The organism is Nonomuraea spiralis, from assembly GCF_014648435.1.
In the GTDB taxonomy this organism is placed as follows: domain Bacteria; phylum Actinomycetota; class Actinomycetes; order Streptosporangiales; family Streptosporangiaceae; genus Nonomuraea; species Nonomuraea spiralis.
The window spans coordinates 430,843-444,036 of sequence record NZ_BMRC01000003.1 but is presented as its reverse complement, the minus strand read 5'-3'; the positions used below and the strand labels follow the sequence as shown (position 1 = coordinate 444,036).

Here is a 13,194-nt window from a genome sequence, read left to right as displayed (position 1 = left end):
TGCTCAGGCGCTCCGCGTCTGCTTGGTGACGGAGTCGTCCTTCTTGATGTCGTCGGCCTTCTTCTGCATGCGGGAGCAGAATTCGTCGGCGGTGATACGGCCGGACATCAGCACATTGGTCTGCTCCCAGCCGTAGTCGAACAGCTCCTTGTACCAGCCCTCGAACCGGGCGTCGGTGATGATGTTCTCGCCGGCCGCGTCCTGCGCCTTGGAGGCGCTGACCAGGCCGGGCGGGAACCCGGAGCTGTCGGCGGCGCCGGTCACGACCGTGAGGTTGTTGGTCTTCTTGGTGAAGCCCGCCGCGCCCTCCTTCGACAACATGAGCCGCAGGTACTCCATGCCGCCCTGCGGGTTCTTGCCCTTCGCCGCGACAACGAAGTTCTCGCCCACGCCGACCTGGATCGCGCCGTACGGCATCTTGTCGGAGGCGGTGACGTCGGGGATGGGGGCGATGGCGTACTCGAAGTCGAGCGGGATGTCCTTGGTCATCTCGTTCTCGAGCCAGGAGCCGCACGGGTAGAACAGCACCTTGTTCTGGAGCTGCTTGACCTGGGTCTGGGTGTGGTCGAGGCCCAGGTACGCCTTGTCGCCGTACTTCTGCTGGATGCCCACCCAGGCGGCGACCGCCTGCTTCATCGCCTCGCTCTGCCAGGCGTTGTCCACCAGGTTGTCGATGTCGATGATGACCTGGTTGCCGCCGATCTTGGCGGCCGTGTAGAGGACGTTCCAGAGCTGGTAGTACGGGCCCTTCTTGCCCGGGTAGGCGAAGAGCGTGATGCCCTCCTTCTTGGCCGCCTCGCCGAGCGCGGTGAACTCGGCCCAGGTCTTCGGCACGCTCCAGCCCTTGGCGGCGAACAGCTTGGCGTTGTACCAGAGCGCCCGGTGGGACACGGTGTAGTTGAGCACCAGGTCCTTGCCGTCGAGCTTGCCGTTCTGCAGCACGAGCGGGGTGATCGTGTCGCGGACCTTCTTCGAGGGGTCGTCGAACGAGGGCGCGTCGTAGAGCGGGGTCAGGTCGGCCAGGTGGCCCTCCGTCGCCAGGGCGGCCAGGTCGAGCGCCTCGGGGCCGGAGTTGTTGATCACGTCGGGCATGTCGTTGCCGACGATGCGCGGGCGGAGCTGGGTGCCGATCTGCTGGGTCGCGGTGTGCTTGACCGTGACGCCGGGATAGGCCTTCTTGTACAGCTCTTCGTGCAGGTCCTTGGCGTAGGAGTCGCCGTAGCCGCCGCTGAAGATGACCACTTCGAGCGGCTTCTTGGCGTCGACGCCGAAGGGGTTCTTGGGGTCCGCCGAGGCCGCGATCGACGTGGCGGGCGCCGCCGAGGGCTGGTCGCCGCCACCGCCGCTGGTGGCGCAGGCGCTCAGCAGGCTCGCGCCGGGGCCGGCCACGAGCGCGGTCATGCCGATACGGCGGAGCAGCTGACGCCGAGTTATCTCGCCCGGGTGGGTCATGGGGGCTCCCGAAGAGGATCAGTTAGGAAAGTTTCCTAAACGTTTGCCCGAACGTACGAACGGCCGCCGACACGCGTCAAGGGGGCGCAATCGAGACGTGACCTTGCCGTGATCCCTTATCTAGAATGTCGTTCTAGAAGGATGGTGGGTCACATGATCATCGAATACGCGGACCGGGTGTGGCGCGGCGAGTCTGACGACAGCATCGTGGACACGGGCATGGAGGGCAAGGGCGTCCAGACTGTCACGAACGGCGTGGGCTGGTGGCCCGGATTCGGTAACGCGATCACGTTCGAGACCGAGGGTGAGCTGCTGCTCTTCGACACCAGCGGACCATGGGCCGCCGCCCGCCTGCACGAGGACGTACGCCGCTGGTCCCGCGCGCCGCTGACCACCGCGTTCTACTCCCATGGTCACGTGGATCACGTCTTCGGTACGGGACCATTCGAGCAGTCCGGCCCACGAGCCACAATTTATGCCCATAAGGCAGTTGTTGAGCGGTTTGAGCGTTATGTGCTGACAAATGGTTATAACACGGTGATCAACCAGCGGCAGTTCCAGAACACCCGTCTCCGCTGGCCCACCGACTACCGGCGGCCCGACGTGACCTACACCGACGCGCTGACCGTACGGCGCGGCGGGCTGACCTTCGACCTGCTGCACGCCAAGGGCGAGACCGACGACGCCACCATCGGCTACGTGCGCGAGCACCGGCTGCTGCTGCCCGGCGACCTGTTCATCTGGGTCACGCCCAACTGCGGCAACCCGCAGAAGGTGCAGCGCTACCCGCGCGAATGGGTGCACGCGCTGCGCCGGATGGCCGCCCTCGACGCCGAGATCATGTTGCCCAGCCACGGCGCGCCCGTCTTCGGCGCCGACCGCGTCCGGCAGGCGTTGTTGGAGACCGCGGAATGGCTGGAGTCGATCATCACGCAAACGCTGGACCTGCTCAACGCGGGCGCCAGGCTCGACGAGATCGTGCATTCCGTGAAACCGTCCGAACGTTATTCCGACCGCCCCTACCTCCGGGCCCGGTACGACGAGCCGGAATTCGTCGTACGCAATCTCTGGCGCCTCTACGGCGGCTGGTACGACGGCAACCCGGCCAATCTCAAACCGGCTCCGGACGCCGTTCTCGCCAAATCCGTGGCGGAACTCGCGGGCGGCCCGAACGCGCTCTGCGACGCGGCGCTCAAAGCCCTTTCCGAAGGCGACGAACGACTCGCCGGACATCTCGCGGAAATGGCCGCCCTGGCCGCCCCTGACGACCCGGGAACACACCGGGTCAGGGCCCAGGTTTTCGCCGCCCGGGCCGCCGGAGAACAGTCGCTCATGGCAAAGGGCATCTTCTCCTGGGCCGCCGCGGAATCCTCGGCCAGGACGGATCGGGAAACCCCGGCACGCCCCGAAGACGCTTAGAGGCCATCGAGGACGGTGCCGGGGTTCCGCGGAATCAGGGACTGGGCCAGCCGGATGGCGGGCGATCGGCCCTCGGCAGGGAGTCCTTGGGGACGTCGGAGGGAACCACGACGTCCACCCGTACCGTGTCGGAGGCGACCTTGTGCGCGCTGTCGACGATCCAGTCGTCCTTGACGTGTTCCGAGGCGACGTCATAACCGCCGCCGCTGCCGTCGGGCTTCGTCCACAGCGCCACGTACTCGATCTTCAGGCCGCGCCGCGACAGCTCGGCCTTCGCGTGCGAGACGGGCTTGCCCATGAGCTCGACGCCCGCCACGCCGTCGGCCGCCACGCCCATGGTGCTCGGCGCCAGCGAGGCGTACCGTTCGCCGGGCCTGGCCGGGCGGCCGATCCCGATGATGACCTTGCCCTTGTACCCGGTCGGCATGGAGATGGTGCCGCACCAGACCGACGCGCAGGTCTCGCCGCCGCGGACGGTCACGCCGGTCCCCGACGGGAACTCCCCCGGGGTGGCCGGGCCGAACAACATGCCCGCGTACTCGGGCGCGACGGGGATCTTCTGCACTGTAGCGTCCAGGCCGACGGCCCTGAACGCCTCGGTGTAGGTCGCCGCGTCCGCCTCGGGGTCGGTGATGACGACGTCGATGAAGTCATCGCCGGTCTTGAGCGTGACGGCGGCGTTGGCGTACTCGGTGGCCGGGCCGCCGAGCGGGAGCGTGACGGCTAGCACGGCGGCCAGCCCGGCCGCCACCATCCCCAGCAGGAACATCCTGCGCGGCGCGCGGCGGCGCGGGCTCCTGACGGGCCCGCGCTCCTCGGCCGTGATCGACTCCATGAGCGCCCGCGCCCCCGCGCCGGACGCCCGCCCCGCCGCCTCCCCCGCCAGCACGTCGTCACGCACCCTGGCGAGATCGGCGATGCTCACAAAGGGCTCCTTGTCCGGCAACGAGCGAGATCGACCCTTCACAAAGGGCTCCTTGTCGGGCAGCAAGCGAGATCGACTCTTCACAACGGGCTCCCTTCGAGGGCGACAGCTTGCGTGTGCTCGACCCCTGCCTCGGTCAGGCGGCGGGCGAATCGCCGTCGGGCGCGGTAGAGCCTGACCCGTACGGCGTTGCGGGTGATGCCGAGGGTCCTGGCGATCTGGCCGGCGTCCAGCTTCTCCCAGGCGACCAGGGCGAGCAGCTCCCTGTCGTCGTCGGAGAGCGTGCCGAACGCCTGGGCCAGCGGCGACAGGTCCTCGGCGGTCAGGCCGGCGGACAAGGGCGCGGCGGACAGTTCCGCACGCAGGGCCTCGGTACGCCGCTCGTGGCGACGCTCGCCGCGCCTGTGGTTGGCGAGTGCCTTCCTGGCCACCCCGTACAACCAGAGCCTGGCCTCCTCCCCGTGCGGCACCTCCTCGATCCGCCGCCAGGCGATCATGAACGTCTCCGCCACGACGTCGGCCGCGTCGTCGGGATCAGGGCATCGGCGCAGCGCGTAGCCGAGCAGGGGTCTGTAGCAAGATGCGTAGAGCTCCTCGAACCGGCTCTCGGGATCGGCTCCCATCCGGTCTCCTCACGTGGACGTCAACAACACCTCCCCCATGTCCGGATTTTTCCCAGCATTACAGGCTTGGAGGGGAGGGGTCGGATTTCCATTTCGATCAGGAGCGCCGGCCCGGCTCGTTCAGTCGCCTCCCGTTGGACACCCTGCTACCGGAGGGTCCGCGGCTCCAGGGCGAGGGAGTCCCACAGTCCGGAGTCGGCGAGGCCGAACGCCATGCCTCGCCGTCCGTCGGAGACGGGGACGTCCCGGGACACCGTGATCCCCTGATCGAGGGCAATGCGCGGAAGAGCGCGGCCCATCCGCCACCGATCTACCACCTGGCCAGGCCGTCGGAACCCTGACGGCGCTGCTCATCCAAGTCGTCGAACACCTCATGAGCAGCCTGAACGCTGATCGCACGCAAGGCCCACCGCTTGAACAGATCGACATCGGTACAGGCACTGATCCGCGCCCGAACATCCTCAGGAACATCGATCCCGCGCGAAACCAGCAGATACAACACGCCCTCTGACCAAGTTTCCCGGATGCCCTGCAGGCGGCCTTCCGCACGGCCCTGGTCATAGTGCTGGCGCGCGAAAGGGCTGTAGACCGGCCAAGAAGCGGACGTCATGATCCCCCATCGAAGGGCGAAGAAATATGAACAAGACGACGCGACGGGCGGCCATGCACCCTCGGTCGCCTCCCGACCAACCGGTCGACCAGCCGTGGTCGTCGGATCCCCGACGACCACGGCTGTGAACTCGCCCTAACGGCGCTGCTCATCCGAGTCGTCGAACACATCCTGGGCAGCCTGAACACTGGCCGCACGCAGAGCCCAGCGCTTGACCAGATCGACATCGGTACAGGCACTGATCCGCGCCCGAACATCCTCAGGAACATCGATCCCGCGCGAAACCAGCAGATACAACACGCTCTCTGACCAAGTTTCCCGGATGCCTTCCGCGCGGCCTTCCTGGATGCCTTCAGCGCGGCCCTCCTGGATGCCTTCTGCGCGGCCTCGGCCGTAGTGCTGGCGCGCGAAGGGGCTGTAAACGGGCCAGGCAGTGGACGTCATGATCTCCTCCAAGATGCGCCTGATCTCGGGCACGGACATGCTGTATGCGTATTCACTATACTTCGGAGCGTGTTCGTCGCGGGTCTCCGCCAGCGCGGCGGTGAACGCCTCGACCACCTTCCGGTCGCGCCCGTGGATCATGACGGACATGACCGCGAGCTCCAGGTGGGCGGCGGCCTCGTACGGATCGGTGATGGCGGGGACGTCGCCCGGCCCCAGCACGCACGCCTGGAGCCGGTAACCGGTCAGCCCCGAGTCGATCGGCCGGGAGTAGTGGGCGGCGGTTGCCCGGTCGGGACAGACGACCAGGACGGTCACGTCACACTTGAGCATCAGCCACAGCGAGGCGGCGTAGCGGGCCAGCTGCCGCGGCTCCTTGGACTTGTCGTGCTGGACCTCCACGATGATCGCGTGCGCGGGACTCTGCGGCGGGCCGAGCACGATGGTGATGTCCGGCTCGATGTCGTCGGACGGCCGGGTGTTGAACGTACGGTCCTCCTGCCGGACCAATGGGGTGTCGGGCAGGTCCACGCCCATGAGGTCACGCAGGATCTCGACCGCCAGTTGCGGGCGGTCGACGAACATCTGCCTGAGGGCGTCGTGTCGGGGGGACGGCATGGCACTTATTGTCACACGATGAACGCGCAGAGTAATCGCGTTCGGTCGAACGGACGGCCGTCTCGGTTGTCGGTTCTCCCGTCCCTGGAGATGGGCTCTCCGCTGCTGGGAGGCGGGTTTCCGCAGGCCCGCCCGGTGACCGGGCGACGGGCGGGCCGACCGCAGGCGCCGAAGGCGCCACCCTGGCAGCGTGCGCAGGTCAGGCGAAGTGGGTGCGGGTTTCGGCGAAGGCCTGGTCGGTGCCCTCCAGTGCGCGGGCCACGTCCTGTTCCGTGTGGGCCGCCGACATGAACCAGTTGTGCCACGGGTGCAGGTACACACCGTGCCGGAGGCACGCGTCGCTCCAGTACAGGGCCGTGGACAGGTCGGCGTCGCCGTCGAAGCTGAGCCACGGGATGGTCACCGGGCCGGTCTGGTTCACGACGAAGCCGTGGGACTTGGCCTGGGCGTACAGGCCCTCTCTGAGCTGGGTGCCGGCGCGTTCCATGGCGGCGATGCCGTCCGTGTCGCGCAGGGTCTCGATGGTGGCCTTGGCCGCGGCCATCGCCACCGCCGAGAACCAGAACGAGCCGGTCGTGTAGAGCGTCTGCGCCGGTCCGCGCAGGGCGTCCGTGCCGGTGACGGCGGCGATCGGGTAGCCGTTGGCCATGGCCTTGGACCAGGCCGTGAGGTCCGGCCGCACCCCGTACGGCTCCCACGACCCCCGCAGGTCGATCCTGAACCCCGCCCGCACGTCGTCGATCACCAGGGCCGCCCCGAGGCGGTCGGCCAGGGCGCGGGCGCCGCGCGCGAAGGCGGGCTCCACGAGTTCCTGGTCCTCGAAGGAGTCGTGCTTGAAGGGGGTGCAGATGATCGCCGCGACGTCGCCCTCGACGGTCGCGGCGGCCGCCTCCAGGGACTCCAGGGAGTTGTAGGTGAACTCGACCAGGTCGGCGCGCTCGTTGGGGGTGGTGCCGGCCGGCGAGGGGGTGCACCAGGGGTCGGCGCCGTGGTAGGCGCCGTGCGCCATCAGCACCTTCGTACGCCCGGTGGCGGCGCGGGCGACCATGAGCGCCTGGGTGGTGGCGTCGGTGCCGTTCTTGGAGAACATCGCCCAGTCGGCGCTCGGCACGGTGTCCACCAGCAGCTCGGCCAGCTCGACCATGATCGGCCCGGGGCCGTTGAGGCAGTCGCCGAGCGCGAGCTGGCGGGCGGCGGCCTCCTCGACGCGCGGGTGCCGGTGCCCGAGTACGACCGGGCCCCAGCTGCACATGAAGTCGATGTACTCGCGCCCGTCCACGTCCCATTGGCGGCAGCCCTCGCCGCGCTGGAAGAACTGGGGGTAGCCGGGGGCGAAGATGGCCGCGTTGAGGTGGCCGTACATGCCGCCGGGGACGACCTTCAGCGCGCGCTCGCGGAGTTCGGCGTCTGTCATGCGAGAGTCCTTAGGGTGGATTCGAGGTCGGTGAGGCCCGCGTCGGAGCCGAGGCCGGTGGCCACGCGGGCCGCCGCGGCGGTGCCCCAGCGGGCGGCCTCCAGCACGTCGCGGCCGTGCAGGAGCCCGGTCAGGAACCCGGCGCAGTACGCGTCGCCGCACCCGGTCGTGTCGGCGACGTCCGTCTTCAGCGCGGGCACCGGTACGGGGCCGCCGTCGGCGGTCACCACGAGACTGCCGGCCGCGCCGAGGGTGACGAGCACGCCCTTGGGGCCGTCGGCCAGCAGGGTCGCGGCGGCGGTGGCCACGTCGGCGTCGCCGGTGAGCCCGGTCGTGAGCCCGGCCATGAGCAGGGCCTGCGACTCGTTGGGCAGCACGTAGTCCACGTGGGGCAGGAACGCGCGGGCCATCCCCAGCAGGTCGGGCAGCTCGGACAGCAGGTCCATCGTGACGATCGTGCCCGCCGCCCGTACCTCGTCGAGCAGGGCGAAGAAGGCGGGGTCGCCCAGCCCGAACGTGACGTCCACGCCGCCCAGGTGGATCGCCCGCGCCCGGCGCAGTACGTCGAGGTCCAGGTCGGCGAGGGTGACGCCGAGGTTGGCGCCGGGTACGTGGAAGCTGGGCCGTCCGCCGTCGGGGCGGATGGGCAGGATCGAGGCGGCGGTCTGCTCGCCGGCCCTGCGGACCAGGCGCGAGGCGTCCACGCCGCGCTTGGCGAGGACGGCCACCAGGAAGTCGCCGAGCTCGTCGTCCCCGATCGCGCCCATGGTGATCACGTCGTTGCCGAGTTTGACCAGGTCCACGGCTGTGCCGGCGGCGGCGCCGGCGGCCGTGAGGCGGATCTGCTCGACGAGTACGGTGTCCTGGCCCTCGGGGATGTGTTCGACGGGCCTGGCGAGGATGTCGACGATGTGCACGCCGACCGTGGCGACGGTCATGGACTAAATAGACAGACGTCCGAATAAAAAGTCAATATGGTAGGAGTCGTCGCGAGAAGAGGGGGGATCCCGGTGCCGAAGATCGTCGATCACGATGAGCGCAGGGCGGAGGTCCTGTCGGCGGCCCGCAGGGTGATCGTCAGGGACGGCATCGACGCCGCCACCACCAGGGCCATCGCCAAGGAGGCCGGCTACTCCAACGGAGTGCTCGCGCACTACTTCGCCGACAAGGACGAGATCCTGCTGTCCGCGCTGCGCCAGTCGCACCAGCGCATCAGGGCCCGGCTGACGCGCAAGGTCGAGGGCGTCACGGGCCTGGCCGCCCTGCGCGAGGTGCTGCTGGACAATCTGCCGCTCGACGGCGAGCGTACCCAGGAGAGCCGGCTGGAGGTCAGCTTCTGGAGCCGCAGCCTCGCCTCGGAGCGACTGGCCGAGGTCCAGCGGGCTGAGGCCGACGAGCTGCGCGCCGCCGTACGGGAGCTGCTGGGCCAGGCCAGGACGGCCGGCGAGCTGCGCGCGGACGGCAACCTCGACGACCTCGCCGAGCACCTGCTCGCCCTGGTCGACGGCCTCAGCCTGCACCTGCTGCTCTACCCGGGCCGGCTCACCCGCGTCGACCTCGAACGCCTGATGTTGCAGGCGCTCGACCGCCTCTGACAGTGGAAGTATTTCGGACGACCGACTACTCTGCGGTCGCATGAGCCTCCGCGAGCAGTTGTGCGAGTACGGCAGGCGCGCCGTCGAGCTGGGCCTGGTCATCGGCACCTCGGGCAACCTGAGCGTGCGCCGGGGCGACCAGGTGGCGGTCACCCCGTCCGGGGTGGCGCTCGACCGGCTGACGCCCGAGATGTGCCCGATCGTGGACACGGACGGCCACCTGATCGAGGGCGAGCTGCAACCGTCGTCGGAGACGCCGATGCACCTGGCCGTCTACCAGGCGACGGGCACGCAGGCGATCGTGCACACGCATTCGGTGTTCGGCACGGTCGTGGCCACCACGATGACCGAGCTGCCGCCGGTCCACTACAACGCGCTGCTGCTCGGCGGCGTCGTCAAGGTGGCCGAGTACGCCACGTACGGCACGCCGGAGCTGGCCGCCAACGTGCGGGCGGCCCTGGAGGGCAAGCAGGCCGCCCTGATGGCCAACCACGGCGGGGTGACCATCGGGGCGACGATGGAGCAGGCGTTCGAGGCCACCCGGCTGCTGGAGTGGCTGTGCGAGGTCTACGTGCGCGGGCTCGCGGTGGGCAAGCCGGCGGTCCTGACCGACGAGCAGCTCGCCGCCGTCGTGGACCGCGCGGCCAACCCCCCGACGTTCCCGCGCCGGGACGGCTAGGCCAGCGCGGCCTGTTCGGCCAGGCCCAGCGGCAGCCCGCCGGAGCCGGCGATCCGGTCGTGGAACTCGCGCGCCGAACCGCTGAACGACTCACGGATGCGGTCGATCTCGATGGCCCCCGTGAGGTACGACGGCGCCTGGGTCGGCCAGGCGCAGTAGCGGTTCACCTCGCCCTGGGCGGTGCCGGGCGACAGCGACGCCTTGGTGGCCATGAACGTCTCGGCCTCCTCGATCGACATGTCCTCGCAGTGCAGCGCGGTGTCCACGACGATCCTGGCGGCGCGGAAGATGCGGCAGTCCAGGTGGGCCAGCTCGGTGGCGGGGGTGTCGAAGTAGCCCTGCTCGTGCAGCACCTTCTCGACGTAGAGCGCCCAGCCCTCGGTGAAGTACGGCGTCCTGAAGACCTTGCGGACCGTACGCGGGTTGCCCGCCATGTACGACAGGTGCCAGTGGTGCCCCGGGTACGCCTCGTGCACGGCGATCGAGGGCATCTGGGCACGCGAGTTGGTCCGCAGCCGCTGGCGTACCTGCTCAGGCGTGAAGTGGTCGGGCGTGTAGGGGACGAAGAAGATGCCCGTCCGCGAGCTGCTGAGCGGCGGCGGCGACAGGTAGTGGGCGACGGACAACACCGGGCGGGTGTACTCGGCCGACGGCAGGACCTCGCACTCCTCCCCCTCGGCGAAGGTGACCAGGCCGCGGTCGCGGACGAACTCGCGGGCCCGGCGGGTCTCGGCCTCGTACTCGGCCCGCATGGCCTCCAGGGTCGGCGGATGGTCGTCCATCAGGGACTCCATCGCGGCCCGCCAGTCCTCGGTGCCGTTGACGCCGAGAGCGACCCGGCGCATGCGGGCGTCCAGGTCGGCCCAGGCCGCCTTGCCCTTCTCGTGCAGCTCGGCGGCGCCGTACCCGAGCATCTCGCGCTCGCGCAGCAGCGTGGAGTAGAGCTTCTCCCCCATCCGCCAGGTGCCGCCGCACTGGAAGCCTTCGAGGAAGACGACCAGCGCGTCGAACGCCTCTGCGGCGGGCTCGGCGGCCGCGGCCAGCCGGGCGCGCAGGGTCTCGTCGGCGACCATGGACGGCAGCGTCCTGGTCAGGAAGTTGCGGCCGGTACGCGCCTGGCCGATCCCCCGCGTGACCAGCAGCGGCGCGGCGAGGTCGGGGTCCAGGTTGGCCTGGCAGGCGGCCAGCACGCCGGGCACCTCGGCCAGGCGCGAGACGGCGGCGGCGACCAGGTCGGCCTCCGGCTTGAGCCGCTGCTGGAAGGGGTTGAAGAGCGAGCTGAACACGGCCGTGACGTACGGGCCGGGGCTGCGCCGCCACTCGGGCCAGGATTCGAGCGCGACCGAGCCCCGCAGCTGGGACAGGACCAGGTCTCTGTCGATGGCGTCGTCGAGGGAGGCTACCGGCAGCTGCGAGAGGCGTTCGATCCAGCGGGTCTCTTCGCGGGCGCGGGACTCCCAGGCGGCGGCGGTGAAGTCGCCGAGGGTGTGGTCGTACCCCTCGGCTCCCAGTTGGCTGGCGACGACCGGACGGTCTGAAAAGTACCAATTGAGAAACTCGTCCACCTGCGCACCTTATCCTGACGGTCATGCCCCTGCAGATCACCGGCGCGCTCGGAGACCCTGACCTCATCCGCCTTCCTTGGGACGTCCCGCTGGCGGACTGGCCCCGGCATCACCTGGTCGATCTGCCGCGCGGCATCTCCCGGCACGTGGTGCGGTTCGCCCGGCTGTCCGGCAAGGTCTACGCGATCAAGGAGATCAGCGAACGGTACGCCAAGCGGGAGTACCAGCTCCTCTGGGACCTGGCCCGCCTGGACGCCCCGGCCGTCGAGCCCGTGGCGTACGTCACCGGCCGCGACGAGGGCCTGGACGCCGCGCTGATCACCCGGCACCTGCAGTTCTCGCTCCCCTACCGCGCCGTGATGTCCGGCACCCTGCGGCCCGACACGCTCACCCGCCTGCTCGACGCCCTGGCCGTGCTGCTGGTGCGCCTGCACCTGAACGGCTTCTACTGGGGCGACTGCTCGCTGTCCAACACGCTCTTCCGCAGGGACGCGGGCGCCTTCGCCGCCTACCTGGTGGACGCCGAGACCGGCGAGATGCACCCGATGATCAGCGAGGGCCAGCGGCTGACCGACATCGACGTGGCCCACACCAACATCTTCGGCGAGATGCTCGACCTGGAGGCCGGCGGGCTGCTGCACCCGTCGATCGACCCCATGGAGACCGCCGAGGACATCGTCACCCGCTACCACCGCCTGTGGGCCGAGATCACCGACAGCGAGATCATCGACGAGGTCGACTGGCACCGCGTGGAGCACCGCATCCGCCGTCTGAACCTGCTCGGCTTCGACGTCGCCGAGATGATGGTGCGGCGCAAGGTCGGCACCGGCCGGCTGATCGTCCGGCCGAAGGTGGTGGACGCCGGGCACCACCAGCGGCGGCTGCTCCGGCTGACCGGCCTCGACGTCGAGGAGAACCAGGCCAGGCGGCTGCTCAACGACCTGGACGGCTACCGGGTGGCCCAGGGGCTGCGGCACGAGGACGAGTCCATCGTGGCCCACCGCTGGCTGGCCGAGGTGTTCCACCCGACGGTCGACGGCATCCCCGCGGAGCTGCGCGGCAAGCTGGAGCCCGCGCAGCTCTTCCACGAGATACTCGACCACCGCTGGTACCTGTCGGAGGCGGCGGGCGCCGACGTCGGGCTGGCCACGGCCGTGAAGTCGTACGTGGACAACGTGCTGGTGCACAAGCCCGACGAGAAGGCGCTGCTGCCCGACGAACCGGACGAGGACGTTCAGTAGGCGACCGTGATGCGGGTGCGCGGGTGGGCGTTCTCCTCCAGTTCGTCGGTGACCGCGACCGCGTAGTCCTCGGCCGAGATGAAGCTGCGGCCGTCGGCGTCGCTCAGCAGGTCGTCGCGGCCGATCCGGTAGACGCCGGTGCGCTCGCCCGGCTCGATCACGGCGGCCGGCGAGATGTACGTCCAGTCCAGGTCGGTCACCTCCCGGTAGAGCCCGAGCGCGGCCCGCGCGGACCTGGCCTCCTTCTTGTAGATCTCCGGGAAGCCGGGCGTGTCGACCAGGTCGACGCCGGGGGCGACCTGGAGGCTGCCCGCGCCGCCCACGATCACCACCCGGCTCACCCCGGCGGCCCGCAGGCCGTCGATGAGGGCGCGGTTGGCGGCGAGGAACGGCGGCTCGGGCTCGGTGCCGTCGCGCGGCGGGGCGATGGCCGAGACGACGGCGTCGTACCCCTTGGCGATCGTGGCGGCGTCGTGGACGTCGCCCTTGACGGGACCGCGGCGGCTGACGCCGGTGACGTCGTGGCCGCGCTCGATGAGTTCGCTGACGATGCGCTGACCGATCATCCCGGTCGCGCCGAACACGAGGATCTTCATGAGAAGCACAGTA

13 protein-coding genes are annotated in these 13,194 nt (G+C 69.7%); 4 read left to right on the top strand and 9 right to left on the bottom strand.

Annotated features, from left to right (window positions below; translation table 11 throughout):
• Positions 1 to 3: 3 nt before the first annotated feature.
• Positions 4 to 1,401, bottom strand: coding sequence for an N-acetylglucosamine/diacetylchitobiose ABC transporter substrate-binding protein (gene ngcE, locus IEZ27_RS09400; protein ID WP_229823745.1), 1,398 nt, complete (start codon positions 1,399 to 1,401; stop codon positions 4 to 6).
• A gap of 204 nt (positions 1,402 to 1,605) precedes the next feature.
• Between ngcE and IEZ27_RS09395 the strand changes: the two genes are divergently transcribed.
• Entirely contained in the window at positions 1,606 to 2,871 is a 1,266-nt protein-coding gene (locus tag IEZ27_RS09395; RefSeq protein WP_229823740.1) for an alkyl sulfatase dimerization domain-containing protein, read from the top strand.
• A 34-nt stretch (positions 2,872 to 2,905) separates the two neighbouring features.
• On the opposite strand, the gene IEZ27_RS09390 is transcribed toward IEZ27_RS09395, so the two are convergent.
• From IEZ27_RS09390 to IEZ27_RS09365, 6 genes are all read right to left on the bottom strand, one after another.
• Entirely contained in the window at positions 2,906 to 3,796 is an 891-nt protein-coding gene (locus IEZ27_RS09390) for a hypothetical protein (protein WP_189646831.1), read from the bottom strand.
• An 80-nt stretch (positions 3,797 to 3,876) separates the two neighbouring features.
• Positions 3,877 to 4,419 carry an RNA polymerase sigma factor gene (locus IEZ27_RS09385; RefSeq protein ID WP_189646830.1) on the bottom strand — a complete coding sequence of 181 codons (543 nt, stop codon included), beginning with the start codon at positions 4,417 to 4,419 and terminating at the stop codon, positions 3,877 to 3,879.
• Positions 4,420 to 4,729: 310 nt separating this feature from the next.
• Positions 4,730 to 5,029 (bottom strand): hypothetical protein, encoded by a 300-nt coding sequence (locus IEZ27_RS09380; RefSeq protein WP_189646829.1) that lies wholly within the window; start codon positions 5,027 to 5,029, stop codon positions 4,730 to 4,732.
• A 135-nt stretch (positions 5,030 to 5,164) separates the two neighbouring features.
• Complete coding sequence (locus IEZ27_RS09375; RefSeq protein WP_229823733.1) at positions 5,165 to 6,058, bottom strand: RpnC/YadD family protein; 894 nt, start codon at positions 6,056 to 6,058, stop codon at positions 5,165 to 5,167.
• A 232-nt stretch (positions 6,059 to 6,290) separates the two neighbouring features.
• The gene (locus tag IEZ27_RS09370; RefSeq protein ID WP_189646828.1) at positions 6,291 to 7,505 is read right to left on the bottom strand and encodes an aminotransferase class III-fold pyridoxal phosphate-dependent enzyme; all 1,215 of its coding nucleotides are present in this window, start codon (positions 7,503 to 7,505) and stop codon (positions 6,291 to 6,293) included.
• On the bottom strand, positions 7,502 to 8,443 hold the full coding sequence (locus IEZ27_RS09365) for a carbohydrate kinase family protein (protein WP_189646827.1): 942 nt from the start codon (positions 8,441 to 8,443) through the stop codon (positions 7,502 to 7,504). Before IEZ27_RS09365 ends, IEZ27_RS09370 begins: the two co-directional genes overlap by 4 nt.
• A 72-nt stretch (positions 8,444 to 8,515) precedes the next feature.
• Between IEZ27_RS09365 and IEZ27_RS09360 the strand changes: the two genes are divergently transcribed.
• Positions 8,516 to 9,100: a TetR/AcrR family transcriptional regulator gene (locus tag IEZ27_RS09360; protein ID WP_189646826.1), complete on the top strand. Its 585-nt coding sequence runs from the start codon at positions 8,516 to 8,518 to the stop codon at positions 9,098 to 9,100.
• A 40-nt stretch (positions 9,101 to 9,140) separates the two neighbouring features.
• The gene (locus tag IEZ27_RS09355; RefSeq protein ID WP_189646825.1) at positions 9,141 to 9,779 is read left to right on the top strand and encodes a class II aldolase/adducin family protein; all 639 of its coding nucleotides are present in this window, start codon (positions 9,141 to 9,143) and stop codon (positions 9,777 to 9,779) included.
• Here the strand turns inward: IEZ27_RS09355 and IEZ27_RS09350 are convergent.
• Entirely contained in the window at positions 9,776 to 11,344 is a 1,569-nt protein-coding gene (locus IEZ27_RS09350; RefSeq protein WP_189646824.1) for a DUF885 domain-containing protein, read from the bottom strand. The genes IEZ27_RS09355 and IEZ27_RS09350 overlap by 4 nt on opposite strands.
• Positions 11,345 to 11,367: 23 nt before the next feature.
• Between IEZ27_RS09350 and IEZ27_RS09345 the strand changes: the two genes are divergently transcribed.
• Positions 11,368 to 12,585 carry a DUF4032 domain-containing protein gene (locus tag IEZ27_RS09345; protein ID WP_189646823.1) on the top strand — a complete coding sequence of 406 codons (1,218 nt, stop codon included), beginning with the start codon at positions 11,368 to 11,370 and terminating at the stop codon, positions 12,583 to 12,585.
• Here IEZ27_RS09345 and IEZ27_RS09340 read toward each other — a convergent pair.
• Complete coding sequence (locus IEZ27_RS09340) at positions 12,579 to 13,181, bottom strand: NAD(P)-dependent oxidoreductase (RefSeq protein ID WP_189646822.1); 603 nt, start codon at positions 13,179 to 13,181, stop codon at positions 12,579 to 12,581. The two genes, IEZ27_RS09345 and IEZ27_RS09340, sit on opposite strands and share 7 nt — an antisense overlap.
• Between the last annotated feature and the right edge of the window lie 13 nt (positions 13,182 to 13,194).